This is a genomic window from Streptomyces sp. Ru72 (genome assembly GCF_002920635.1).
In the GTDB taxonomy this organism is placed as follows: Bacteria; Actinomycetota; Actinomycetes; order Streptomycetales; family Streptomycetaceae; genus Streptomyces.
This window is the reverse complement of record NZ_PQSR01000054.1, coordinates 19,353-42,587: the sequence shown is the minus strand read 5'-3', so window position 1 is coordinate 42,587 and position 23,235 is coordinate 19,353. Positions and strand designations below refer to the sequence as shown.

Here is a 23,235-nt window from a genome sequence, read left to right as displayed (position 1 = left end):
GTGAGCGGAACAGGAAGGACACGGCGTGGGTGACCTCCTTCTGGTGCGGCACGGCGAGACCGAGTGGTCCCTGTCCGGCCGGCACACCGGGCGGACCGATGTCCCGCTGACCGACCGCGGCCGGGAGCAGGCGCGCCGGCTGGCTCCGCTGATCGCGCGGCATCATGTGGCCGCCGCCTTCGTCAGCCCGATGCAGCGCGCCCGGGAGACGGCACGGCTGGCCGGGATCGGCGGGGCGCGGGTCGACACGGACCTGTCGGAGTGGGACTACGGCGGGTACGAGGGGGTCACGACCGTCGAGATCCAACGGACGCGGCCGGAGTGGTTCCTGTTCACGGACGGTGTCGCGCCCGGGCCGCCGGAGCATCCCGGGGAGAGCCCGGAGGAGGTCGGGGCGCGGGCGGAGCGGGTGCTCGCCAAGATCGACGCGGCGCTCGCGGAGTCGGAGGGCAGCGTGGTCGTCGTCTCCCACGGGCACTTCCTGCGGGTGCTGACCGCGCGGCGGCTCGGGCTGCCGGCCTCGGCGGGGGCGCTCTTCCAGCTCTCGACGGGGACGGTGAGCCGGCTGAGCACGGAGCACGGCCGTCACGTCGTGGCCGGCTGGAATGTCAGACCCGACGCGTACTGTTCCCAAGGGTCCCTCTCCGCGGGGGAGGCGGGGCCGTCCGGGGGGGCACTGAGACTCTGGGGGAAGGGACCGTGATCCGACCGCCGACCGCCGCGCAGCGGCGCCTGATCGAGGCCGCCGATCCCGTGACCGGGCGGCTGCGGGGGACGGATGCCCAGTTGGCGGCGCTGGTGAAGCGGGGGCTGGCCTTCCGGCACCCGCGTCCGCCGCACGACCACTTCCTGACCCCGGCGGGGCATCGCATACGGCAGACGCCCGCCGAGGAAGCGGGCCCGGGCGCCCCGGCCGCGGCGGACTCGGGTGTGTTCGCAGCGCGGGTCGGCGGCGAGGAGGCCCAGGACGCGGGTCCCGCCCGGAGGCGCGAGGTGCACGTCGCCTGGCAGGGGTTGCTGGAGCTGCGCCGGATGACCAATCCGGACGGCGCCACGGACCGCCCGTGCGGCTGGGAGCGGCAGCATCTGGTGCGGGCCGCCGCGCTCGCCCTGGAGGCGGCCGGGCACCGGCCCGCGACCGGCGACCTCGCCTCCGGCTACCGGGTGCGCGGGACCCCGCAGCCGGAGGCGGTCGCGGTGCACGAGCCGGACCTCACGGCACTGCGCGCCTGCGCGGCCACGCTGGAGCAGGCGGGCTGGCAGGTGAGCGAGCACAACGAGCAGCGGACACGGGCCCGTTATCTGCTGGCGTCCCCGCGGCGGGTGTGAGGGGCATGCCAGGATCGGTGGTCCTGACCGTGGAGTTGAAGAAGGGGAAGCCGTGAGCGAGCCGTTTTCCGTCCGGGTCACCGTCCGGGGCTACGAGACCGACGCCCTGGGACACCTCAACCAGAGCGTCTACCTGCAGTATGCGGAACACGCCCGCTGGTGTGCGCTCCAGGAGGCCGGCGTGGGCCAGTCCGAGTTGCTGTCCAAGGGTGTCGGCCCCGTGGTCCTGGAGACGACCATCCGCTATCTGCGGGAGCTGCGCGCGGGCGACGAGGTCGAGGTGACGTGCGCCTTCGAGTGGGCCGGGGGCAAGACGTTCCGGATCGCGCAGGCCATACGGAAGACGGACGGCACCGTCTCCGCCGAAATAGCCTCGGTCGGCGGCCTGCTGGACCTCGAGGAGCGCAGGCTGGTGGCCGACCCGCAGGGCTGCTTCCGGGCACTGGCGGGCAGGCCGGAGCTGTTCGGCCTGTGAGCGCCGGGGCCTCGGCGTCCAGCTGAGACCCGCTCCCCCTTGCCGAGACCGTCCGGGGCGCGCACGTCCCTGCGCGCCCCGGGGACGGTCGCCGTCACCCCGTTCGGGGTCACGGCCACCGGCCGGGAGCCGTCCCTCCCGGCCGGAGTCCTCGACGGCGGGTCAGCCCCGTTCGGCGATCCCAGCCAGGCGCCGGGCCTCGTGTCGCGTGGAGCGGGCGATGGCGTCCTCGTCGGCGGTCAGCAGCCTGCCGTCCTCCACGATCTGGCGGCCGTCGACGAAGGAGGCGGTGACCGGTGCCGCCGCGCCGAAGACCAGCGCCGTCACCGGATCGGCGATCGAGGAGTGGGCGAGCGTGTCCATCCGCCACAGCACCAGGTCGGCCAGCTTGCCCGGCTCGAGGGAGCCGATCTCCCGTGCGCGGCCCAGCACTCGGGCGCCGCCGTAGGTGCCGAGGCGCAGCGCCTGCCGGGCGTTCAGGGCGGCTTCCCGGTGGGAGCCGAGGCGATTGATGAGGAGCGCGTTGCGAAGTTCGGTGTGGAGTTCGCCGGACTCGTTGGAGGCGGTGCCGTCCACACCGAGGCCGACCGGGACACCGGCGGCGAGCATGTCGGGTACGCGGGCGATACCGGCGGCCAGGCGGGCGTTGGAGGACGGGCAGTGGGCGACCCCCGTCCTGGTCCGGGCGAAGGCGGCGATGTCGGAGTCGTTCATGTGGACGCAGTGCGCCATCCACACGTCCTCGCCGAGCCAGCCGGTGGACTCGAAGTAGTCGGTCGGGCCCATGCCGAACAGCTCGTGGCAGAACTTCTCCTCCTCCACCGTCTCCGAGCCGTGGGTGTGCAGCCGCACGCCCTTTCTGCGCGCCAGCTCCGCTCCCTGCCGCAGGAGTTCGGTCGACACCGAGAAGGGCGAGCAGGGCGCCACGGCCACCTGCGTCATGGCGTCGAAGGAGGAGTCGTGGTGCTCGTCGACGGTCGCCTCCGTGGCGGCCAGCGCGTCCTGAAGCGTCTCGACGGCGAAGTCCGGCGGCAGGCCGCCGTCGGACTCGCCCCGGTCCATCGAGCCTCGGGCGAGGGTGAAGCGGACGCCCATCTCGCGGGCGGCCCGGATGATCGCGCCGGACAGGTCGCCGGAGCCCCTCGGGAAGACGTAGTGGTGGTCCATGGCGGTGGTGACGCCGCCGCGGGCCATCATCGCGAGCGATCCCTGGGCCGCCGCGTACACCATGGGCTCGTCGATGCGCGCCCACGTCGGGTACAGCGCGACGAGCCAGTCGAACAGGTTGTGGTCGGTGGCCAGGCCCCGGGTGATCCACTGATAGAAGTGGTGATGGGTGTTGACCAGGCCCGGGGTGACGAGGTGGCCCGTCGCGTCGATGCGGCGCACGACGTTCTCCAGGCCCTCGGGGGCGGCGCCCGGACCGACCGCCTCGATGCGGTTGCCGGCGATGACGACGTGTCCGCTCGCGTACTCGGTGTCGTGCGCGTCGACGGTCGCGAGGGCGCAGTTCTCGATGACGATGCGCTGGGCTGTCATGGTCGTGGTTCTCGCTTCCGTCACAGGTTGGTGAGGTCCACCGGGATCCGCGCCTCGCACCCGTCCCGCAGGACGGTGGCCTCGATCAGGCCGTAGGGGCGGTCGGCGGCGAAGTACACCTCGTTGTCGTTCTTCAGCCCGAACGGCTCCAGGTCCACCAGGAAGTGGTGCTTGTTCGGGAGCGAGAAGCGGACCTCGTCGATCTCGGCGCGATGCTCGATGATGCGGGCGCCCATCTGGTACAGGGTCTGCTGCAACGAGAGGGAGTAGGTCTCGGCGAAGGCCTGGAGCAGGTGCTTCTTCGTCTCCTCGTAGGACGTCTCCCAGTCCGGCGCCTCCTGGGCGTCATCGGTCCAGTTGAAGCGCCAGCGGCCGGTGACGGAGGTGGCCAGGATGCGGTCGTGGGCCTCGGGCAACGTCGTGTACCTGTCCTTGACGTAGCCCCAGAACTCCGAGTCGGTGGAGTTCATCACCGTCAGGTCCTTCAGGCCGGAGACCACCTCCCAGGACGAGCCGTCGTAGGTGATCTGCGTCAGGCGGGTCTCCTGGCCCGTGCGGACGAAAGAGTGCGCGCCCTTTCCCGAGTGCCCGATCCGGTCCCAGGCGTACTCCTCGATGCGGATGCGGGCCCGGTGGATCGGCTCCTGCGAGGTCACGAAGTGGCGGGCGAGGTGGATGCCGAACTGCTCGGCGGAGTCGACGCCGTGCTCCTTGGCGAACGCGTACACCGTGTTCTTGGTGGTGTCGGTCGGCAGCACGTTGGCGTTGGAGCCCGAGTAGTGGACCTCCTCCATGTCTCCGCTCAGCGACACCGAGACGTTGAGGTCCTTGATGTGGTGGGTGGCGCCGTCCCGCGTGATCCTGACGACCCGGTTCTCGGCCTTGCCGTACTGGTTCTGCCCGAGCACGGGGCGGCCCGGGCGGGGATTGACTGCTGCCATGTGTGCTAGCTCCCTCGGTAAACGGAGTAGCCGAACGGGGTGAGCAGCAGCGGTACGTGGTAGTGCTCCCCCGGCACGACGGCGAACGTGACCGTCACCTCCGGGAAGAACGCTCCTCGCGCACCGCTGTCCCGATTCGCGGGGGCGTCCTGCTGCGCATCGGCTTGCTTCTTGTCGGACCTCTCGAAGTACGCCTCGACCGCGAAGTCGAGCCGTACCTGGGTCGTCCCCTCCGGCAGGGCCGGAAGGTCCTTGCACCGGCCGTCCGCATCGGTCGCGGAGCCGCCGAGCGCCTGCCAGTCCGCGTCCCGGCCGGGGCGGGCTGCGAGGCGGACGGCGACGCCCGTCGCGGGGCGGCCGACGCTGGTGTCCAGGATGTGCGTGGACACGGATGCGGTGGTGCGGTTGCTCATGCGTTGTCGCCCTCTTCGACGATGCGTGCCAGCCGGATGCGGTTGATCTTGCCCAGTTCGCTGCGGACGATCTCCCGTTCCCGCTCCGGCGCGTTGCCGATCCGCTCCTTGACCGCGTCCCTCATCTGCTCGCCGGTCCTGCCGGTCGCGCAGATCAGGAAGACATGGCCGAACTTCTCCTGGTACGCCAGGTTCAGCTCGAGCATCTCCGCCTTGAGCTCGTCGGAGGCGCCGTCCATGCCCCGCTGCTCCCATGCCGAGGCGGGGTCACCCGGCTTCGGCCGGCCGATCGGCGGGTGCCCGGCCATGGCCTGCGCGAGATCCGCGGTGGTCATCTCCGTCATGGCGGCGTCGTTCGCGGCGTACAGGTCCTCGGCGGTGGCGTAGGGGCGCCCGGCGAGCAGCCGAGCGGCCCAGGCCGTGGACGCGCACACCTCGTGAAGGGCGGTGCGGGCCGCGGGTTCTTCCAGGGTGTTGAAGCGGGCCAGGCCCAGCGGCGTGGGAGTGGACGTCACGGGTGCCTCCGTGGCCTCGGTCCTTGAGCGGGCTGCGAACAGCTAACGCCCTCCACCCACACGCGGTCAACAGTTTGTTGAAAATTCGGCGGGACATGGCGGGGTGAACCGCTCACCGGCGTGTCGAGCCGCTCACCGGCACGGGGGCCCGTCAGGACTCCTTCTCGCGATTGAGGTAGTTGTAGACGGTGAACCGGCTGACGCCGAGCGCGCCGGCGACGGTCTCCACCCCGTGGCGCACGGAGAAGGCGCCGCGCGCCTCCAGGGTCCGTACGACCTCCTGCTTGGCCTTGCGGTCCAGTTCGGACAGGGGCTTGCCACGCTTGCGCTCCATGGCGGCCAGGATGTGATCCAGCGAGTCGGCGAGCTGCGGCAGGCGTACGGCGACGACGTCGGCACCCTCCCAGACGAGCACCACGTCGTCGGGGCCGGCCTGGTCCGGGGGCAGCATCTCACCCCCCATGGCGTCGACCAGCGGTTTCACGGCCGTGATGAACGGCTCGTCCCCGGTGCCGGTCACTTGCCCTCCCCGATCACGTTGACCTGCAGCGAGATCCGCGTGGCCCCGGCCTGGAGGGTCTTGCGCAGCAGTGCGTCGACGGCCGTGAGCACGGCGTCGGCGCGGCCCTCCGCGGTGTTGCCGAACGGTCCGACATCCACGGCGTCCAGATCGGCGGACCCGATGACATCGCGGGCCACCAGCGCGTGCGCGGGCGCCTCATCGAGGTCGAAGGGCTCGGTCGTGAACTCCACCCTCAAACGCATACTGCCCCCAACCACCGACTGACCTGCGCCTGACCTGCGCCTTCACCAGGACCGCCCGCCGTGGGGGCACGCCCGGCAGCGACTCTAACGGAAGCGGGGCCACCGTGGACGGCGGTCGCGGAGGGCGGTCAGGACAGGGGCTGTTCCAGGGACTGTTCGGTCCAGATGATCTTGCCGTCGGTGGTGTAGCGGGTCCCCCAGCGCTCGGTGAGCTGCGCGACGAGGAACAGTCCGCGCCCGCCCTCGTCCTCGTTGCGGGCACGCCGCAGCCGGGGCGAGGTGCTGCTGCCGTCGGAGACCTCGCAGATCAGCGCACGGTCCCGAAGGAGGCGCAGCTGGACGGGGCCGGTGGCGTGCCGGATGGCGTTGGTGACCAGCTCGCTGGCGACCAGCTCGGTGGTGTAGCCGAGTTCGTCCAGGCCCCAGGCGGCCATCTGGCCGGTGACCGCCTCCCGTGCGCGGGAGACGACCGCCGGATCGCTGGGGAACTCCCACTCGGCGACCCGCTCCGGGCCGAGCGCGTGCGTCCGGGCCACCAGCAGCGCCACGTCGTCGCTCGGCCGGGACGGGAGCAGGGCGTCGAGGACGGCCTCGCAGGTGTCCTCCGGCGCGCGGCCGGGGCAGGCCAGGACGCTGCGGAGCTTGTCCAGGCCGGTGTCGATGTCCCGGACCCGGTCCTCGATCAGACCGTCGGTGTAGAGCACCAGTTGGCTGCCCTCGGCCAGCTCCAGCTCGACCATCTCGAACGGCGTCCCGCCGAGCCCGAGCGGCGGGCCCGACGGCAGGTCGACGAAGTCCACGCTGCCGTCCGGGCCGACGACCGCGGGGACCGGGTGTCCGGCCCGGGTGAGGGTGCACCGCCGGGACACCGGGTCGTAGACGGCGTACAGACAGGTGGCGCCGACGATCCCGGCGTCCGGGTAGGTGGGCTCCACAGCCCAGCCCTCGCCGCGGTCCAGGCGTCCGACCAGGTCGTCGAGGTGGGTGAGGAGGTCGTCGGGCGGCAGGTCCAGGGAGCAGAAGTTGTGCACTGCGGTGCGCAGTCGGCCCATGGTGGCCGCGGCGTGCAGTCCGTGCCCGACGACGTCGCCGACCACCAGGGCCACCCGGGCGCCGGACAGCGGGATGACGTCGAACCAGTCGCCGCCGACCCCGGCCTGCGCGGGCAGGTAGCGGTAGGCGACCTCGACGGCGTTCTGCTCGGGCCGGCCCCGGGGCAGCAGGCTGCGCTGCAGGGCGAGGGCGGTGTTGTGCTCACGCGTGTAGCGGCGGGCGTTGTCGATGGAGATCGCCGCGCGGGCGGCCAGTTCCTGGGCGAGGGAGAGGTCGTCGTCCTCGAAGGGGGTGGGCTTCTCGGAGCGGTAGAAGCTCACCACGCCGAGGATCGTGCCGCGGGCCCGCAGGGGCACGGTGATCAGGGAGTGGATGCCCTTCGCCAGTGCCCGTCCGAACCGCGCCGGGTCCTGGGCGATCCAGCCGTCGGCCTCGGACAGGACGGGTTCGAGCACGGACTGCCCGGTCTCCAGGCAGCGGACCTGCGGGGTGGACGGCACGTACTCGACCAGGTCGCCGATGCCGTACACGGGCAGTTCCTCGCGCACGCTGCCGAGCGCGACCCGGCGCAGCGGGGTGTGACCGCCGAGCGGCCCCGGCTCCTCTCCGAGCAGCACGGTGTCGGGCAGGTCGACGACCACCAGGTCGGCGAACCGGGGGACGGTCACCTCCGCCAGCTCCTCCGCGGTGCGGGTGACGTCCAGGGTGGTGCCGATGCGCACGCTTGCGTCGTGCAGCAGCTCCAGGCGCTTGCGGGCCAGGACCGCCAGGCGGCCGACGCCGGGCTCGCCGACGAGCAGCAGCCAGCCCTCGGCGCCGGCACCGTCGTCGTCCGCGGTCGTCTCGGGCCCGGTGCGGGGCTGGGGGGCGGCCTCGGGCGGCGCGGGCGCGGTGGCCGGGGGCGGCGGTGCCACGGCGCGCAGGACGACCGGAGGGGCTCCGTCGTGTCCCGCGGGGGCGTGGGACGGTGCTGGTGTGGCGATCGGCGGTGCCTGCGGGGTGAGCAGGGCGGGCGTAACGGTCTGCGGCGGCGCGAGCGACTGCGGCGCTGCGAGCGTTTGCGGCGGAGCGAACGCTTGCGGCGGAGCGAGCGGCTGCGCCTGCGGGGCGAGTTCGACATGGCGCAGGTGCGGCCCCCCGGCGACACGGGCCTCCACGACCACGCCCGTCTCCCCGGCGGCTCCCCTGACCTGGCGGCGCAGCAGCGTGGCGACGCGCCCACCGGACAGGGCCACTTCGTCAAGGGTGCGCTGCGGCGAGGCGATCAGTTCCTCGGCCTTCTCCCGCAGCACGGCCAGGTCGATACGGGTGAGGGTGTCGCCGTCGAAGCCGAGCGCGCCGCCGCCCACGTGCCGGGGCTGCCGCGGCCAGGCGGGTACGCCGCCCGCGTCGCGGCAGGCCCGCTGGTACGCGGCGAGCAGCGCCCGCTCCCGTTCCGTGGCCTGTTCCAGCAGCCGCCCCTCGATGTCGCGCGCGGCCTGCCGCACCAGCCGAAGCATGGCGGGGTCGCCGTCCTCACGCAGGCAGGTGAGGTCGAGGACGGCCTCGATCCGCCCGCTGAGCGGGTCGCGGATGGGCGAGCCCGCGCAGGCGAACGGCTGCAGGCAGTCGGCGAAGTGCTCGCGGCCGACGACGTAGATGGGACTGCGGCCGGCCAGCGCCGTACCGACGCCGTTGGTGCCCGCGGCCCGTTCCGAGGCGTCGAAGCCGGGGGCGAAGTTCACCGAGTCGAGACGCCGGCGCAGCCGCCGGTCACCGCCGTGCCGCTGGACCATGTGGGCCCGCGCGTCGCAGAACGCGATCGCCATGCTCACGTTGGCCAGTGACGCCGTCAGGCCTTTCAGGACGGGGTCTGCCGCGCGCAGAAGCCGGTCGTCCAGCGCCAGGTCGGCGGCGTAGGGCACCAGGAGGCGGTGCGGCTGCACTCCTTCGGACCTGCACCGCTTCCAGGATTCGAGCACCGAGACCCGGACGTCTGTGTCGACTCCCGCGCCGGCCAGAAAACGCTCGTGGGCATCGACGAGACCGCCGATGTCGTCCCAGGCGACGGACACCGCGCTCACTTCCCTCACGGAGGGCATGCTCCCAGCCCTTTACCGTAGCCCCATTATGCCGCGAATCACAACATCGAAAACATGGAGCGCAAAGGATATCCAGGAGGTATGGGCCCGGACGCCAGGCGGGAGATCCGTCTCCGGAAGGCCTTGATCGCCACTCCGGGGGCCGGCGCCGACACACCGGGCGGCGCCTCCGACCTGAAATTCGTGATGCATATTGTGCGCCTTCGAGCGCGCATTAGCAATAATTACGGGAAATTCCGCGAAATAAGCCGGGAGCGTTTTGCGTCATGCGCCACGGTTACCCGGAACATGGTGCTCGAATCCGACTCAAACAGGAGGTCGGGCCGATGACGACCAGAGCCGAGCAGGAACTGCCCGAGCTGTACGGGCAGAACAAGGCGACGCTGGGTCGGCTCCTCGCCCACGGGGGCCTCGGGCGGGCCGAGGAAGGTTCCGACGGCCGTCTGCACGCCGATGTGCGGATTCCGCCCGACGAGCTGATGTGGGAGCCCTCCATCGTCGTCATGCCCCACGGGGGCGAGCTGGAGATCGAACTCCGCAACGACGACACGAACACGCACTGCGCGCTCCTGCCGAGCAACGGCGACAGCAAATGGATGTGGCTTCCGGTGTACTCACGGGGCAAGACCGTGCTCAACCTGGACGGCCCCGGCTATTACTGGTTCGGTTCCAATGTCGGCAACGACGAGGGGCGCGGCCTGGTCGGGGTGATCGCCGTGATGGGGGATGTTCCGCAGGAGGCCCGCCTCGACCGCCCGGAACAGCCACGGCCGTAGAAACCGCCCGGGAAAAAGGCCGCCCGGTCACCGCCGGGCCGGCAAGGAGGATCCCATGGAGTACATCGACGCGCCGCCTGCCGTCAATTTCGCCGCATTGAGTACCATGGTCGGCACTGCGCCGCCGGCGGCACAGGACGTGACGTACGAACGCATTCTCCGGGCGCGTTCGGAGCCGCAGAACTGGCTGACCTATTACGGCGCCTACGACGGGCAGCGGTACAGTCCGCTGGACCAGATCAACACCGAGAACGTCCAACGCCTCACTCCCGCCTGGGTGTTCCAGTTCGGCTCGTCCGGCTTCCACGCGGGCCAGTCGACCTACGCCTTCGAGGCCGCTCCGATCGTCGTGGACGGGGTCATGTACCTCTCGGGCTGGGACGGTTGGGTCTGGGCCGTCGACGCCCGGACGGGACGGCAACTGTGGCAGTACAAGCACGCGATCCCGTTCGACGTCTCCCTCTGCTGCGGCAACGTCAACCGCGGGGTCGCGGTCGCGCACGGGAAGGTCTTCGTCACCACGCTGAACGCCCATGTGATCGCCCTCGACGCCGTCTCGGGCGAGCTCGTCTGGGACACGACGAACGGCGACGTACGGGCGGCCGAGAGCGCCACGGTCGCTCCCCTCGTCGTCAAGGACAAGATCATCGTGGGTAGTTCGGGCGGTGAGTTCGGGGTGCGCGGTCATCTCGACGCCTACTACCTGGAGACCGGAGAGCGCGCCTGGCGCACCTACACGGTGCCCAAGCCCGGCGAGCCGGGATCGGACACCTGGCCGGACGGACCGGCCTGGGCGCGCGGTGGCGGCAACGCCTGGGTCACCGGGACCTACGACCCGGAGCTGAACCTCGTCTACTGGGGGACCGGCAATCCGGCACCCGACTTCGACGGGGCCGTGCGTGAGGGCGACAACCTCTACACCGACAGCATCATCGCCCTGAATCCCGACAACGGCGAGATCCGCTGGCACTACCAGTGCACCCCGCACGACGTGTGGGACTACGACAGCAACATGGAGTGCATCCTCTACGACCTGGACGGGCAGAAGCTGCTGGCCCACTTCGACAAGAACGGATACCTCTTCACGCTGGACCGCAGGAACGGTGAGCGGGTGCGGATCACGCCCTTCGGCGAACGCATCACCTGGGGCGAGATCGGCGGGGACGGCCGTGTGACGCCCAAGGTGGTGCCCGAGAAGGAGGGCGAGCCGGTCCACTTCTGGCCCGGTCCCGCCGGAGCCAAGGAGTGGACGCACGCGGCCTACAGCCCGCGCACGGAGCTGTTCTACGTGCCGGTCCAGGACGTCGGGTCCGAAGTCACCCTGCGCCACAGGGAGTTCAAGGAGAGCATCCCCTACTGGGGCGCGAGCGTCACGGTGGACGCGAACGACATGCAGGGGTTCGTGAAGGCCATCTCCGCCGCCACCGGCGAGGAGGTGTGGAAGTGGCGCAACGAGACGCCGATGAGCGCGTCGGCGCTGGCCACGGCGGGAGACCTGGTGTTCGTCGGCAGGCCGTCCGGAGAGTTCACCGCGTTCCACGCGCGCACCGGGGAGCCGCTGTGGGAGTTCCAGACGGGCAGCGGGCACCACAGCAGCCCGACGACCTACAGCGTCGACGGAAGGCAGTTCATCGCCGTGCCGGTCGGCTGGGGCAGCTGGATCGAGGGGATCGTTCCCGCGATGCTCGGTGCCTCCCACGGTGACGCGGTGTTCGCCTTCGCCCTTCCGCAGTAGGGCAACGGCCTCGCTGTGCCGCCTGCGACCGAAGACGTCAGGGAAGCGCGAGACACAGGAGGAGGTGAAGCCATGGACCGGGAGAGCGTCATCGACCAGGTCTGCCTGGACGAGTGGGAGACCCCTGTGTTCGAGGAGATCAGCGTGTCCGCCGAGGTGACCGCCTACATGGGCGTGTGGGAGCCCGAGGGGGGATGACGGCGGCGCGACGTGTCGGGCACCGGGAGGACGGCGGATCGACGTGTGGGTGCGCGTGCTGGGTTCGGCGGCCGGGGGCGGCTTCCCGCAGTGGAACTGCGCCTGCCCGCCGTGCGGTGCCGTGCGGGACGGCTCCCGGCCGTGCCGTGCGCGCACCCAGTCGTCGATCGCCGTGAGCGCCGACGGGCAGGTCTGGTTCCTGTTCAACGCCTCTCCGGACGTCCGGGCGCAGGTCGAGTCGTTCCCCGCCCTGCGCCCCGACGCCGCTCCGGTGGTCGTCGCGGTCACCGACGCCGAGCTCGACCACACGCTCGGTCTGCTGTTGCTCCGGGAGGCGGAGGGCATCGAGCTCCACGCCACCAAGGCGGTGCACGACACGCTGTACGACGGGACCTCGTTGCTGCGGACGCTCCTCGCCTACTGCCCGGTCACCTGGCACCCGGTCGAGCCGGAGACCGACGTCCCGCTCACGGAGGGGCTGTCGTACCGCGCGTTCGACGTGCCCACGAGCAAGCGGGCACGCTTCGGCTCCGACGACGGGGTCGGGCAGGGGCGGGTCGTCGGCTACCGCCTGACCGACGAGCGCAGTGGCCGGGCCCTGGTGTACCTGCCCTGCGTGCAGGAGCTCACGGCGGAAATACGCGACCGACTCGCGGACTGCGCCTGTCTGTTGGTCGACGGGACGTGCTGGGACGACGACGAGCTCATCCGGCTCGGCCGGGGACGCCGGACCGCCCGGGAGATGGGCCATGTGCCCATCACAGGCCCCAGCGGCAGCCTGCAGCAGCTGTCCCCGCTCCCCGTCGAGCGCACGATCTACACCCATCTGAACAACACGAACCCCGTCCTGCTCGAGGACTCGCCCGAGCGGCGCGCCGTCGAGCGACACGGCATGGAGGTCGCCGTGGACGGGCTCGACCTGTGGATCTGAGGGCCATGGCGACGGCGACGGAAACCGACGAATTCGTGGCGGCGCTGCGCGCGCAGTCCCGCCGCTACCACGACCGGCATCCCTTCCACCGGGCGATGAACGAGGGCGCCCTGACCCGCCGGCAGCTGCAGGCGTGGGCGGCCAACCGCTTCTACTACCAGGAGAACCTGCCCCGCAAGGACGCCGCGATCCTCACCAACTGCCCGCACCGCGAGGTGCGCCGCCGCTGGATCCTGCGCATCGTCGACCAGGACGGCACCGCGGACGGCGAGGGCGGTATCGAGGCCTGGCTGCGCCTGGGCGAGGCGCTGGGGCTGACCCGGGAGGAGATGGAGGACGAACGGCACGTCGTGCCCGGGGTGCGGTTCGCCGTCGACGCCTACGTCACCTTCGCCCGTACCCGGCCGTGGACCGAGGCGGTGGCGTCCTCGCTGACCGAGCTGTTCGCGCCGGACCTGATGGCCGAACGGCTCACCGCGTTCGAACGCCACTATCCGTGGATCGACCGCGCGGGGCTCGCCTACTTCCGGTCCCGCCTGACCCAGGCCCCCCGCGACGCCGAGCACGCCCTCGAGGTGGTGACGGCGTACTGCCGGAGCCAGCCGGAGCAGGCGGGTGCCCTGGCCGCCCTGTCCTTCAAGTGCGACGTCCTGTGGAGCATGCTCGATGCCATCGAACGGTCCTCGGCGGACGGTCGGTGACACGGACCGTCCCCGCCTCGCGCCGCACGTCCGGCTGGCCTACGACCCGGCGCGCGGGCGTCATGTGCTGCTCGCGCCGGAGGCGGTCTCCGTCCTGAACGGGACCGGCGCGGCGATCCTGGACCTGTGCGACGGCGAGCGGACCGTCACCCAGATCGTCGCTGAGCTGAGCGGGCGGTACGCCCATGTGGCCGGCGACGAGGTCCGGCTGTTCCTGGCCGGGCTCGCCGCCCGGAGATGCCTGGAGGTCTGCGATGGATAGACCGCTCGGGCTGCTGGCCGAACTCACCTATGCGTGCCCGCTGCACTGCCCGTACTGCTCCAACCCGCTGAACCTCGGCGACTTCGGGGACGAGCTGACGACCGAGGAGTGGCGGCGGGTGGTGACCGAGGCCGCCGAACTGGGGGTGCTCCAGCTGCACCTGTCCGGTGGTGAGCCGCTGGTGCGCCGCGACCTCGTCGAGATCGTGCGCCACGCCGGTGACCTCGGGCTGTACACCAACCTCATCACCAGTGCGGCCGGCCTGACGCCCCGCCGGGCCGAGCAGCTGCGCGCCGCGGGCCTGGACCATGTGCAGATCAGCATCCAGGCCGACGAGCCGGCGCTGTCCGACCGCATCGCCGGAACTCCGTCCTTCGCACGCAAGACGGCGGCGGCCCGGCTGGTGAAGGACCTGGGCTGGCCCCTGACCGTCAACGTGGTGCTCCACCGGCACAACATCGACCGCGTCGACCGCATCCTCGCCCTCGCCGAGGAGCTGGCCGCCGATCGCGTCGAGCTGGCCAACACCCAGTACTACGGCTGGGCCTGGCGCAACAAGGAAGCGCTGCTGCCCAGCACGGCCCAGCTGGAGCGCGCCGAGCCGGTGGTGCGGGCGGCACGGATGCGCCTCAGGGACCGGATGGAGATCATCTACGTCGTCCCCGACTACCACGAGCACTACCCGAAGCCCTGTATGGGCGGCTGGGCCCGGCGCCAGCTCACCGTGGTCCCGAACGGGGATGTGCTGCCCTGCCCGCCCGCACACGCGCTGCCGCTGCCCCGCGCCAGTGTGCGCGAGCACTCCCTGGCATGGATCTGGGAGAGCTCACCGCTGTTCCAGCGCTTCCGCGGCACGGACTGGATGCCGGAGCCCTGCCGGAGCTGCCCACGTCGCGAGGTCGACTTCGGCGGGTGCCGCTGCCAGGCGTTCCTGCTCACCGGCGACGCCGCCCGCACCGACCCGGTGTGCCACCTGTCTCCCGACCACGGGATCGTGGCCGCGGCGGTGCGGGCCGCCGACGAGGCGGCCGGACGGCGGGAGCACGCCCTCGCGCCCCGGCCGCATCCGGGCCGTCCGGTGTGAGTCCGCCGTGGCCTCGATCCTGCTGTTCGCCGCCGGGGCGGCCCTGCTGGTGTTCAGCGCCGAGCAGCTGATCCGGCGTCTCGTCGGGATCGCGAGCGGATTCCACGTCTCCCTGTTCCTGGTCTCCGTCGTCTTCACGGGCATCGAGTTCGACGACATCTTTCTCGGCGTCGCGCTCAATCTCGAGGACCTCGGCGGGGTGGCACTGGGCGTGGTGATCGGGACCGTGCTGTCCATGACGGGAGTGGTCCTGGCCCTCGCGGCGATCCTCACACCCACCCGCGTCACCATTCCGCGCGACTACGTCCTCGTCTTCGCCTGTGCGCCCCTCGTGATGGTCGTGTGCGCGCTGACCGCCCCGCTCACCGCTCTGGACGGCGTGGCGCTCCTGGGGTTGTTCGCCTTGTTCCTCGCCTACGTGGCGGTACGGGAGTCCCGGGACGACACGCCCGTGTTCCGGGACGCGGAGCTGTACGAGGCCTACTCCCTCGCCCGGGGAGCCGGGGACCGCGCACCGATCCGCCGGGAGGCGGACGCCTGCGCGATCACGGCGGCACGGACCCGCGCGGGAGCACCGCCGGGTGGCGGGTTGCTCGCCCAGGTGCGCGAACGGTCCGGCTGGACGGGGCTCGGCCTCGCGGTGCTCGCCGTGGCCGGCCTGGTCGCGGGCTCCGCGATCACGGGCATCGGCACCAAGGGCATCCTGCAGACGTACGGGCTTCAGGGAACCGTCTTCGGCGCGACCGTCGTGACGGTGGTGCTGACGGTCGAGGACATCTTCCTGACCGTGGAACCGGCCCGGAAGGGGGCACCGGAGATCGGGGTCGGCAACGTCATCGGAAGCGTCGTCTTCTCGGTCACGGGCAAGCTCGGCATCGTGCTGCTGGCGGGCAGCGTGGTCATCGACCGGAGCGTCCTGACCTGGCACCTGCCCGCGCTGCTCGTGGTGAACGGGCTCGGCGCGTACGCCATCTCCACCGGGCGGCTCAGGCGCCGGCACGGTTTCGCGCTGCTCGCGCTGTACGTCGTGTACTGGGTGGTGAGTTTCACCTGGTTCGGAATGGTTCCTGCCGATACGTCTTGACGGTGCCGGGTGCCCGCCCCGCCTCCCGCGACGGACGCGCCTCCCTGCCGCGTAGAGCAGAGGAAGGGATCCGTACAGGGAGGGGAGTGCTCCGTGGCAGGGCGAGTGTTCAGGCATGCGTTCGGGGGTGCGTTCAGGGGGGTCAGGGGGACGGCGGTCGCGGCGGCGGCCATGGCGGCGCTCACCGCTTCGCAGGCGCCGGGCGCGGTGGCGGCACGGGCCTCCGAGCCCGCGCGGCCGGACGCACCCGCCGAGCACGGGCCGAGCGTGTCCGGCGACACCCCGTACCGCACCCAGCTGCCACCGCTGCGCACCGGGAAGCCGCAGAAGGACGGGCGATCGGCGGCGAGCGGCGCCGGGGCGTTGCCCGCCACGGTGTTCGCCGCCTACCGGCACGCAGAGGCGGAGCTGGCGCGTACCGCGCCCGGATGCCGTCTGCGCTGGCAGTTGCTGGCCGCGATCGGTCAGGTGGAGTCCGGGCAGGCGTGGGGCGGCCGGGTGCGGGCGGACGGTACGACGGTGACACCGATCCTCGGACCTCGACTGACCGGGGGTCCCTACGCCGTCGTACGGGACACCGACGGGGGTGCCTACGACGGGGACCCGGTGTACGACCGCGCGGTCGGGCCGATGCAGTTCATCCCCTCCACCTGGGCCCGGTGGGGCGCGGACGGCAACGGCGACGGACGCGAGGACCCGGACAACGTCTTCGACGCGGCGCTCGCCGCGGGCCGCTACCTGTGCGCGGGCGGCCGGGACCTGTCGGATCCCGCGCAACTGGACCGGGCGATCCTCGGCTACAACGCCTCCCAGGAGTATCTGCGGACGGTCAGGGCCTGGTACGCGTACTTCCTGGCGGGGCACCGCGTGGTGCCGGACCTGGCCGGGGGCGCCGCGGCGTCGCAGGGACCGAAGCCGCCCCGGCGGGGCAGCACGGCGCACCCCTCGCCGAAGCCGTCGGAGCACCGCCCGGGCGCGGCACCGTCCCCGTCGGCCACCGTCTCCGAGCCCTCCCCCACCCCGTCCCCGACGCGTACGGCCGGGGTGCCGCGGCAGACGGACGCGCCGCCCTCGCTGCCCGTGCCCACCCCGAGCATCGGGCTGCCCGGCACCGGGGTGCTGCCGAGTGGTGGCCCGCTGACCAGCAACGGTGCGGACACGATGGGCTCCACCCCTCCCCAACCGCGGATACTGGGCGGTAATGTCGCCACCCGCCGGGTGCACAGGACCGGCGGGTGAGCGCGAAGGGGCCCTCATGGCGACGGACATGCCTGCTGAGACAGGGGAGGCCGGGGACGCGGAGACACAGGCTGCCCAGGACCGCTGGAAGCGCATGTGGAGCCACCGGGAGCACCTGCTCAAGGTGGCCCGGCGCCGGTCGATGAGCCTGGAGGACGCCGAGGACGCGGTGCACGAGGCGATGCTGCGCGCGGCGGAGCGCCCGGATCTCGACGACGAGCGCCTCGGCGCCTGGCTGACCACGGTGACGATGCGACTGTGCGTGGACCGGTACCGGCAGGTCAACCGGGAGGCCGAGGTGCGCAGCAGCCCCACGCTCCTCACGCCGGGCCCGGTGCCCGTCGACGAGGCGGTGTGCGACCGGGCCGAGGCCCGGTGGCTCGCCGTGCGCAGCGGGGAGTTGCCGGCGCGCCAGGCGGAGGCCCTGCGGCTGAAGTCCGAGGACCTGGACGTGGGTCAGGTGGCCGTGCGGATGGGCCTGAGCTACCGGACCGTCGAGTCGCTGCTGGCCCGGGCACGGCGGACGCTGCGCGCCTCGCTGGCCGGGACGCTCGGCGCCGTGCTGTTCCTGCTCGGGCGTGGGCGGCCGCACGGGGCCGGCAAGGCGCAGACGGTGGCGGTCACCTCGACGGCGGCGACGCTGGTGGTGGCGGGGTTCGTCCTGCCGCAGACGCTGGGCGGAGGCGGGGGCGCCACTCAGGCCCCGGTCCCGCGGCCGGCGGTGACGCACAGCGCCCCGGCGCTCCGCACGGACAGCACCGGCGGCACGGAGCAGGGTGGTCCGCCGCACACGGGCATCGCCTCGCACGCGACGCGGACGCCGGCCGGCCGGAGGACGGCCCGCACACCGGGCACCGGCTCACCGCTGCCCCTGTCCGTGCCGTCCCTGCCGGAGGTGTCGTCGGCCCCGCTCCCGACGTTGTCGGCGCCGGGGGTCCCCGGCGTGCCGACGGTGCCGAACCTGCCGGTCCCGTCCGCCGTCCCCTCGCTCCCGCCGGTACCGACGGGCACTCCCTCCCTGCCGTCCGCCTCACTGCCCGTGCCCACCCCGAGCACGCCCTCGGTGAAGCTGCCGTAGGCCCGTCGGCAACGCCGCCGCAGGCCCTGCCGAGAAGTCCGGAAAAATTTCCGCTTCCTCGCGACGGACCCCCCGCCCCTCCCCGTAGAGCAGATGTCGGAGCTGCTCACGTGGGTGAAGGGTGGAGCGCGGATGGGTGTCGAGATCTGTGTGGAAGGGCTGACCAAGTCCTTCGGACACCAGGTCATCTGGCAGGACGTCTCGCTGACGCTGCCCGCGGGAGAGGTCTCCGTGATGCTCGGCCCCTCCGGGACGGGCAAGTCCGTGTTCCTCAAGACACTCGTCGGGCTGCTCAGACCCGAGCGCGGCTCGGTGAAGGTCGCGGGCCGGGACATCACCAGGCTGCGCGAGCACGAGCTGTACGAGGTGCGGAAGCTGTTCGGCGTGCTGTTCCAGGACGGTGCGCTGTTCGGCTCGATGAACCTGTACGACAACATCGCTTTCCCGCTGCGTGAGCACACCCGCAAGTCCGAGTCCGACATCCGGCGGATCGTGCTGGAGAAGATGGACATGGTCGGCCTGCTCGGCGCCGAGGGAAAGCTGCCCGGCGAGATCTCCGGCGGTATGCGCAAGCGGGCCGGGCTCGCTCGGGCACTGGTGCTCGATCCGGAGATCGTCCTGTTCGACGAGCCGGACTCGGGCCTCGACCCGGTGCGCGTGGCCTACCTCAACCAGCTCATCGTCGATCTCAACGCACAGACCGGCGCCACCTTCCTGATCGTCACCCACGACATCGCCTCGGCCCGCCAGGTCCCCGACAACATCGGGCTGCTGTTCCGCCGCGAACTGGTGATGTTCGGGCCCCGCGAAAAGCTGCTGACCAGCGACGAGCCGGTGGTGCGCCAGTTCCTGAACGGCCGGATGCAGGGACCCATCGGCATGGCGGAGGAGAAGGACGCCGCCCAGGTCGAGCAGGAGCTGGCGCATCTGGACGACAGCGCGCCCCAGGAGATGACTCCCCGGCTGCTGCCCGGCCCGGGCATCACCCGCCCGCCCCGCTGGGAGGCCATCGCCCGGCGTGAGGCCGCACTGCACCGGAAGGAGGCCGCCGGCGCATGAGCCTGTCCCCCACCGCGCCACTGCGCCACTCGGGCAACCTGTTCGCGCTGGCACTGGACGTCGTCCGGACCCTGCCCCGACGGCCGTTCCAGGCGCGGGAGTTCATCCAGCAGGCGTGGTTCGTCGCGAGCGTCACCATCCTGCCCACGGCACTCGTGTCGATCCCCTTCGGGGCGGTCATCGCCCTGCAGATCGGCAGCCTGACACGGCAGCTCGGCGCGCAGTCCTTCTCCGGTGCCGCCTCCGTGCTGGCGGTGCTGCGCGAGGCGTCGCCGATCGTCACCGCGCTGCTGATCGCGGGCGCCGGCGGCACCGCGATCTGCGCGGACCTCGGGGCGCGCAAGATCCGTGAGGAGATCGACGCGATGCAGGTGCTCGGCATCGACCCGATCCACCGGCTCGTCGTCCCCCGCGTGCTGGCATCCATGGTGGTGGCCGTCCTGCTCAACGGCCTGGTGTCCGTCGTCGGTGTGGCCGGCGGCTATTTCTTCAACGTCGTCCTCCAGAACGGCACGCCGGGCGCGTACCTGGCGTCCTTCACCACCCTCGCGCAGCTCTCCGACCTGTGGGCGGCCGAGGTGAAGGCGCTGGTGTTCGGGGCGATCGCCGCGATCGTCGCCTCCTACAAGGGGCTCAACGCGAAAGGCGGCCCGAAGGGCGTCGGGGACGCCGTCAACCAGTCCGTGGTGATCACCTTCATGTTGCTGTTCGTGACGAACTTCGTGATGACCGCCGTGTACTTCCAGATCGTCCCGCAGAGGGGTTGAGCGATGCGACCTCCACGACCCCTGCGGCTCCTCGAACGGCCCCTGCGCTCCCTGGAGGACCTGGGCGCCCAGCTCTCCTTCTACGGCCGTTCACTGGCGTGGACGGGCCGCACCCTGCGCCGCTACAAGAAGGAGATCCTGCGGCTGCTCGCCGAGGTCAGCTTCGGCCGGGGCGCGCTCGCCGTCGTCGGCGGCACGGTCGGCGTGATCGCCTTCATGTCGTTCTTCACCGGCACCGAGGTCGGCCTGCAGGGCTATGCCGCCCTCAACCAGCTCGGCACCTCCAACTTCGTGGCGTTCCTGTCGGCGTACTTCAACACCCGCGAGATCGCGCCGCTGGTGGCCGGGCTCGCCCTGTCCGCCACGGTCGGCGCCGGCTTCACGGCGCAGCTCGGCGCGATGCGGATCAGCGAGGAGACCGACGCGCTGGAGGTGATGGGCGTGCCCTCGCTGCCGTTCCTGGTGACGACGCGGATGATCGCCGGGTTCGTCGCGGTGATCCCGCTGTACGTGATCGGGCTGCTGTCGTCGTACCTGGCCGCCCGCACCATCACGACCGGCTACTACGGGCAGTCGACGGGCACCTACGACCACTACTTCCACCAGTACCTGCCGCCCGTCGACGTGCTGTGGTCCTTCGGCAAGGTGATCGTGTTCGCGGTGCTGATCATCCTGGTGCACTGCTACTACGGCTACCACGCGAGCGGCGGCCCGGCGGGAGTCGGTGTCGCGGTGGGCCGGGCGGTGCGCACGTCCATCGTGGCGATCAACGTCCTGGACTTCTTCCTGAGCCTCGCGATCTGGGGCGCCAACACGACCGTACGGATCGCGGGGTGAGCCGGTGAGAGTGTGGAGACTTCGTTTGTACGGCGTCGCGTTCATCGCCGTGCTGGCGCTGCTGCTGTCGCTCGCGGTGGCGGTCTACCAGCAGGCGTTCACCTCCGTGGTGCGCGTGACGCTCCAGGCCGACAGCCTCGGCAACCAGCTGGAGCCGCGCGCCGACGTCAAGCTGCGCGGGCTGCTGGTGGGCGAGGTGCGCGCGGTGCACGCGGACGGCACGAAGGCGACGCTCGACCTCGCCCTCAAGCCGCAGTACGTCACGTTCATCCCGTCGGACGTGCATGCCCGGCTGCTGCCCAAGACGCTGTTCGGCGAGAAGTACGTCGACCTGGTGCCGCCCGCCGGCTCCACCGCCAGGCCCATCCGCGCCGGGGACGTCATCGCCCAGGACCGCACGAAGACCGGCATCGAGCTGCAGCGGCTGATGAACGACCTGCTGCCGCTGCTGCGCACGGTCCAGCCCGGCGAGCTCAATGCCACGCTCTCGGCGTTCGCCACAGCGCTGGAGGGCCGCGGCGACCGGATCGGCGACAACCTGACCCGGGTGGAGGCGTATCTGCGCCGCCTGAACCCGCATCTGCCGTCCCTGCGGGAGGACATCTCGCGCTTCGCCGACGTCGCCCAGGTGTACGGGGACGCGGCACCCGACCTGATGGCGATCCTGCGCAACACCGTCACCACCAGCCGTACCCTCGTCGAGAAGAAGGACGAACTGGCCGCCGCGCTCCGCACCACCGCGACCGTCGCCGAGACCGGGCGGGACTTCTTCGACGAGAACGGCGACCGGCTGATCACCCTCGGCCGGGTGTCCCGCCCCACGCTGGAGCTGTTCGCCCGCTACTCCCCCGAGTACCCGTGCCTGCTGCAGGGCCTGGTCCACCAGGAGCAGGCGTCCGAGGACGCGTTCCGGGGCGGCGAGATGCGGATCACCCTCGAGGTCGTGCGTCCGCAGGGCGCGTACCGGCCCGGCGAGGAGCCGCGCTACGCGGACCGGTCGGGACCCGACTGCCGGGGACTGCCCCACCCGCCGGTGCCCGGACCGAAACCCAAGCTCAACGACGGTACGTCGTCCGGCGCTTCGGACGGCGGCGCTCTTCCCGGAGGTGTCGACGTGTCCGCCACCCGGGCCGAACAGCGGGCCGTCGGCTCGCTCGTGGCTCCCGTCATGGGCGTGCCCGCCGACCAGGTGCCGCCCGTCGCGACCCTGCTGTTCGGGCCACTGGCCCGCGGAACGGCGGTGAGCGTCGCATGAGGACGAAAGGCGCCCGGCAGACCGCGGCACCGCTGATCAAGTTCGGCCTGTTCGCGCTGGTGACGATCGCGGCGACGGCCCTGCTCGCGGCCACCATCGTCAATGTCTCCTTCACCCCCAAGGACACCTACCACGCGGTGTTCAGCGACGTCACGGGCCTGGAGAACGGCGACGACATCCGGGTGGCCGGGGTGCGGGTCGGTCAGGTGGAGGGCATCCGGATCAAGGACCGGACGCTGGCGGAGGTCACCTTCAGCGTGGAGGCGGACCGGCCGCTGCTCACCAGCACCCACGCGGTCCTCCGCTACCGCAACCTGGTCGGGCAGCGGTACGTCGCGCTGACCGAGGGCGCGGGCGACGGCACCCGGCTGCGGCCCGGCGGCACCATCCCGCTGTCGCGGACCCAGCCGGCGCTGGACCTGAACGCGCTGCTGAACGGCTTCAAGCCGCTGTTCGCCGCGCTGAGCCCGAACGACGTCAACCAGCTCGCCACCGAGATCATCCAGACCCTGCAGGGCGAGGGCTCCACCGTCAACAGCCTGCTCGCGCACACCGCATCGCTCACCACGACACTCGCCGACCGGGACCAGCTGATCGGCTCGGTGATCGACAACCTCAACACGGTGCTGGACACGCTCGACCGGCGCGGCGCGCGCTTCTCCGCGCTGATCACCCAGCTGCGGCGGGTGATCTCCGGGCTGTCCGCCGACCGCAAGCCGATCGGGGACTCCCTGGTGAGCATCGGCGACCTGACCGAGGCCACCTCCGGGCTGCTGCGGGACGCACGTCCCCCGCTGAAGGACGACATCGACGGGCTGAACCGGCTCACCGGAACGCTGAACAGGAACGAGAAGACCGTGGAGGGTGTGCTGCAGCGGCTGCCGAACAAGCTGAACGCGCTGACGGGGACGGCGTCGTACGGCTCATGGTTCAACTTCTACCTGTGCGACTTCGACGGCCGGATCGTGCTGCCGAGGACGAAGCAGGTCATCAGCCCCGACTTCCATGTGGCGCAGGCGAGGTGCGGCTCATGAGGACGCCCGTCACGCCCCGCAGGACCCGGCGCCGCGAGCCCCTGGTGAAGGTGCGGGTCCTGCCCCCGAAGCTGCCGACGGTCC

Annotated in this window: 25 protein-coding genes; 18 read left to right on the top strand and 7 right to left on the bottom strand. The window is 71.6% G+C overall.

Translation table 11 applies throughout. The annotated features are described in order from the left end of the window. Positions 1 to 25 precede the first annotated feature (25 nt). The 3 genes from C3488_RS23580 to C3488_RS23570 are packed head-to-tail and all read left to right on the top strand — an operon-like array spanning position 26 to position 1,804. Positions 26 to 703, top strand: coding sequence for a histidine phosphatase family protein (locus C3488_RS23580; protein WP_103842487.1), 678 nt, complete (start codon positions 26 to 28; stop codon positions 701 to 703). Next, a complete protein-coding gene (locus C3488_RS23575) occupies positions 700 to 1,329 on the top strand; it encodes a hypothetical protein (protein WP_103842485.1) in 630 nt (209 codons plus the stop codon). The genes C3488_RS23580 and C3488_RS23575 overlap by 4 nt, the downstream gene beginning before the upstream one ends. Before the next feature lie 52 nt (positions 1,330 to 1,381). Continuing rightward, positions 1,382 to 1,804 carry a thioesterase family protein gene (locus tag C3488_RS23570; protein ID WP_103842483.1) on the top strand — a complete coding sequence of 141 codons (423 nt, stop codon included), beginning with the start codon at positions 1,382 to 1,384 and terminating at the stop codon, positions 1,802 to 1,804. A 162-nt stretch (positions 1,805 to 1,966) separates the two neighbouring features. On the opposite strand, the gene C3488_RS23565 is transcribed toward C3488_RS23570, so the two are convergent. The 7 genes from C3488_RS23565 to C3488_RS23535 all read right to left on the bottom strand — a co-directional run bounded on the left by C3488_RS23565 (position 1,967) and on the right by C3488_RS23535 (position 9,111). Continuing rightward, positions 1,967 to 3,343 carry an 8-oxoguanine deaminase gene (locus C3488_RS23565; RefSeq protein ID WP_103842481.1) on the bottom strand — a complete coding sequence of 459 codons (1,377 nt, stop codon included), beginning with the start codon at positions 3,341 to 3,343 and terminating at the stop codon, positions 1,967 to 1,969. A gap of 20 nt (positions 3,344 to 3,363) precedes the next feature. Beyond that, the gene (gene pucL / locus C3488_RS23560) at positions 3,364 to 4,284 is read right to left on the bottom strand and encodes a factor-independent urate hydroxylase (RefSeq protein WP_103842479.1); all 921 of its coding nucleotides are present in this window, start codon (positions 4,282 to 4,284) and stop codon (positions 3,364 to 3,366) included. 5 nt (positions 4,285 to 4,289) lie between these two features. Next, complete coding sequence (gene uraH / locus C3488_RS23555) at positions 4,290 to 4,697, bottom strand: hydroxyisourate hydrolase (RefSeq protein ID WP_103842477.1); 408 nt, start codon at positions 4,695 to 4,697, stop codon at positions 4,290 to 4,292. After that, positions 4,694 to 5,212 carry a 2-oxo-4-hydroxy-4-carboxy-5-ureidoimidazoline decarboxylase gene (uraD, locus tag C3488_RS23550; RefSeq protein ID WP_103842475.1) on the bottom strand — a complete coding sequence of 173 codons (519 nt, stop codon included), beginning with the start codon at positions 5,210 to 5,212 and terminating at the stop codon, positions 4,694 to 4,696. Before uraD ends, uraH begins: the two co-directional genes overlap by 4 nt. Before the next feature lie 151 nt (positions 5,213 to 5,363). Then, a complete protein-coding gene (locus C3488_RS23545; RefSeq protein ID WP_103842473.1) occupies positions 5,364 to 5,732 on the bottom strand; it encodes a helix-turn-helix domain-containing protein in 369 nt (122 codons plus the stop codon). Continuing rightward, positions 5,729 to 5,977 carry a hypothetical protein gene (locus C3488_RS23540; protein ID WP_103842471.1) on the bottom strand — a complete coding sequence of 83 codons (249 nt, stop codon included), beginning with the start codon at positions 5,975 to 5,977 and terminating at the stop codon, positions 5,729 to 5,731. The genes C3488_RS23545 and C3488_RS23540 overlap by 4 nt, the downstream gene beginning before the upstream one ends. 128 nt (positions 5,978 to 6,105) lie before the next feature. Beyond that, positions 6,106 to 9,111: a SpoIIE family protein phosphatase gene (locus C3488_RS23535; RefSeq protein WP_103842469.1), complete on the bottom strand. Its 3,006-nt coding sequence runs from the start codon at positions 9,109 to 9,111 to the stop codon at positions 6,106 to 6,108. Positions 9,112 to 9,437: 326 nt separating this feature from the next. Here C3488_RS23535 and C3488_RS23530 point away from each other — a divergent pair, with 326 nt between their 5' ends. From C3488_RS23530 to C3488_RS23460, 15 genes are all read left to right on the top strand, one after another. After that, a complete protein-coding gene (locus C3488_RS23530) occupies positions 9,438 to 9,887 on the top strand; it encodes an MSMEG_3727 family PQQ-associated protein (RefSeq protein ID WP_103842467.1) in 450 nt (149 codons plus the stop codon). Positions 9,888 to 9,942: 55 nt separating this feature from the next. Then, complete coding sequence (locus C3488_RS23525) at positions 9,943 to 11,622, top strand: PQQ-dependent dehydrogenase, methanol/ethanol family (RefSeq protein ID WP_103842465.1); 1,680 nt, start codon at positions 9,943 to 9,945, stop codon at positions 11,620 to 11,622. 72 nt (positions 11,623 to 11,694) lie between these two features. After that, positions 11,695 to 11,820 carry a pyrroloquinoline quinone precursor peptide PqqA gene (pqqA, locus tag C3488_RS23520; RefSeq protein ID WP_103842463.1) on the top strand — a complete coding sequence of 42 codons (126 nt, stop codon included), beginning with the start codon at positions 11,695 to 11,697 and terminating at the stop codon, positions 11,818 to 11,820. 49 nt (positions 11,821 to 11,869) lie between these two features. Then, entirely contained in the window at positions 11,870 to 12,751 is an 882-nt protein-coding gene (pqqB, locus tag C3488_RS23515; RefSeq protein WP_258053613.1) for a pyrroloquinoline quinone biosynthesis protein PqqB, read from the top strand. Positions 12,752 to 12,756: 5 nt separating this feature from the next. Next, the gene (gene pqqC / locus C3488_RS23510) at positions 12,757 to 13,452 is read left to right on the top strand and encodes a pyrroloquinoline-quinone synthase PqqC (protein WP_103842459.1); all 696 of its coding nucleotides are present in this window, start codon (positions 12,757 to 12,759) and stop codon (positions 13,450 to 13,452) included. After that, positions 13,418 to 13,714 carry a pyrroloquinoline quinone biosynthesis peptide chaperone PqqD gene (pqqD, locus tag C3488_RS23505; RefSeq protein ID WP_103842458.1) on the top strand — a complete coding sequence of 99 codons (297 nt, stop codon included), beginning with the start codon at positions 13,418 to 13,420 and terminating at the stop codon, positions 13,712 to 13,714. Before pqqC ends, pqqD begins: the two co-directional genes overlap by 35 nt. Beyond that, positions 13,707 to 14,798, top strand: coding sequence for a pyrroloquinoline quinone biosynthesis protein PqqE (pqqE, locus tag C3488_RS23500; protein ID WP_103842456.1), 1,092 nt, complete (start codon positions 13,707 to 13,709; stop codon positions 14,796 to 14,798). Before pqqD ends, pqqE begins: the two co-directional genes overlap by 8 nt. Before the next feature lie 7 nt (positions 14,799 to 14,805). Further along, on the top strand, positions 14,806 to 15,882 hold the full coding sequence (locus tag C3488_RS23495; protein WP_103842454.1) for a sodium:calcium antiporter: 1,077 nt from the start codon (positions 14,806 to 14,808) through the stop codon (positions 15,880 to 15,882). Between the two features lie 93 nt (positions 15,883 to 15,975). Beyond that, positions 15,976 to 17,121: a lytic transglycosylase domain-containing protein gene (locus C3488_RS23490; protein ID WP_258053611.1), complete on the top strand. Its 1,146-nt coding sequence runs from the start codon at positions 15,976 to 15,978 to the stop codon at positions 17,119 to 17,121. A gap of 28 nt (positions 17,122 to 17,149) precedes the next feature. Then, positions 17,150 to 18,199 (top strand): sigma-70 family RNA polymerase sigma factor, encoded by a 1,050-nt coding sequence (locus C3488_RS23485; RefSeq protein ID WP_308460688.1) that lies wholly within the window; start codon positions 17,150 to 17,152, stop codon positions 18,197 to 18,199. A 132-nt stretch (positions 18,200 to 18,331) separates the two neighbouring features. After that, positions 18,332 to 19,258 carry an ABC transporter ATP-binding protein gene (locus C3488_RS23480; protein ID WP_103842505.1) on the top strand — a complete coding sequence of 309 codons (927 nt, stop codon included), beginning with the start codon at positions 18,332 to 18,334 and terminating at the stop codon, positions 19,256 to 19,258. Then, complete coding sequence (locus tag C3488_RS23475) at positions 19,255 to 20,025, top strand: ABC transporter permease (RefSeq protein WP_103842450.1); 771 nt, start codon at positions 19,255 to 19,257, stop codon at positions 20,023 to 20,025. Before C3488_RS23480 ends, C3488_RS23475 begins: the two co-directional genes overlap by 4 nt. Before the next feature lie 3 nt (positions 20,026 to 20,028). Next, positions 20,029 to 20,862 (top strand): ABC transporter permease, encoded by an 834-nt coding sequence (locus C3488_RS23470; RefSeq protein WP_103842448.1) that lies wholly within the window; start codon positions 20,029 to 20,031, stop codon positions 20,860 to 20,862. Between the two features lie 4 nt (positions 20,863 to 20,866). Continuing rightward, the gene (locus tag C3488_RS23465; protein ID WP_103842446.1) at positions 20,867 to 22,117 is read left to right on the top strand and encodes an MCE family protein; all 1,251 of its coding nucleotides are present in this window, start codon (positions 20,867 to 20,869) and stop codon (positions 22,115 to 22,117) included. After that, a complete protein-coding gene (locus C3488_RS23460; RefSeq protein ID WP_103842444.1) occupies positions 22,114 to 23,151 on the top strand; it encodes an MCE family protein in 1,038 nt (345 codons plus the stop codon). Before C3488_RS23465 ends, C3488_RS23460 begins: the two co-directional genes overlap by 4 nt. Positions 23,152 to 23,235: the final 84 nt, after the last annotated feature.

Bases quoted from the DNA above. Each gene is read 5' to 3' on its own strand.
- C3488_RS23565 (WP_103842481.1), bottom strand. From the start codon at position 3,343: ATGACAGCCCAGCGCATCGTCATCGAGAACTGCGCCCTCGCGACCGTC.
- pucL (WP_103842479.1), bottom strand. From the start codon at position 4,284: ATGGCAGCAGTCAATCCCCGCCCGGGCCGCCCCGTGCTCGGGCAGAAC.
- uraH (WP_103842477.1), bottom strand. From the start codon at position 4,697: ATGAGCAACCGCACCACCGCATCCGTGTCCACGCACATCCTGGACACC.
- C3488_RS23540 (WP_103842471.1), bottom strand. From the start codon at position 5,977: ATGCGTTTGAGGGTGGAGTTCACGACCGAGCCCTTCGACCTCGATGAG.
- C3488_RS23535 (WP_103842469.1), bottom strand. From the start codon at position 9,111: ATGCCCTCCGTGAGGGAAGTGAGCGCGGTGTCCGTCGCCTGGGACGAC.
- C3488_RS23530 (WP_103842467.1), top strand. From the start codon at position 9,438: ATGACGACCAGAGCCGAGCAGGAACTGCCCGAGCTGTACGGGCAGAAC.
- C3488_RS23525 (WP_103842465.1), top strand. From the start codon at position 9,943: ATGGAGTACATCGACGCGCCGCCTGCCGTCAATTTCGCCGCATTGAGT.
- pqqA (WP_103842463.1), top strand. From the start codon at position 11,695: ATGGACCGGGAGAGCGTCATCGACCAGGTCTGCCTGGACGAGTGGGAG.
- pqqC (WP_103842459.1), top strand. From the start codon at position 12,757: ATGGCGACGGCGACGGAAACCGACGAATTCGTGGCGGCGCTGCGCGCG.
- pqqD (WP_103842458.1), top strand. From the start codon at position 13,418: ATGCCATCGAACGGTCCTCGGCGGACGGTCGGTGACACGGACCGTCCC.
- pqqE (WP_103842456.1), top strand. From the start codon at position 13,707: ATGGATAGACCGCTCGGGCTGCTGGCCGAACTCACCTATGCGTGCCCG.
- C3488_RS23485 (WP_308460688.1), top strand. From the start codon at position 17,150: ATGCCTGCTGAGACAGGGGAGGCCGGGGACGCGGAGACACAGGCTGCC.
- C3488_RS23480 (WP_103842505.1), top strand. From the start codon at position 18,332: ATGGGTGTCGAGATCTGTGTGGAAGGGCTGACCAAGTCCTTCGGACAC.
- C3488_RS23475 (WP_103842450.1), top strand. From the start codon at position 19,255: ATGAGCCTGTCCCCCACCGCGCCACTGCGCCACTCGGGCAACCTGTTC.
- C3488_RS23470 (WP_103842448.1), top strand. From the start codon at position 20,029: ATGCGACCTCCACGACCCCTGCGGCTCCTCGAACGGCCCCTGCGCTCC.
- C3488_RS23460 (WP_103842444.1), top strand. From the start codon at position 22,114: ATGAGGACGAAAGGCGCCCGGCAGACCGCGGCACCGCTGATCAAGTTC.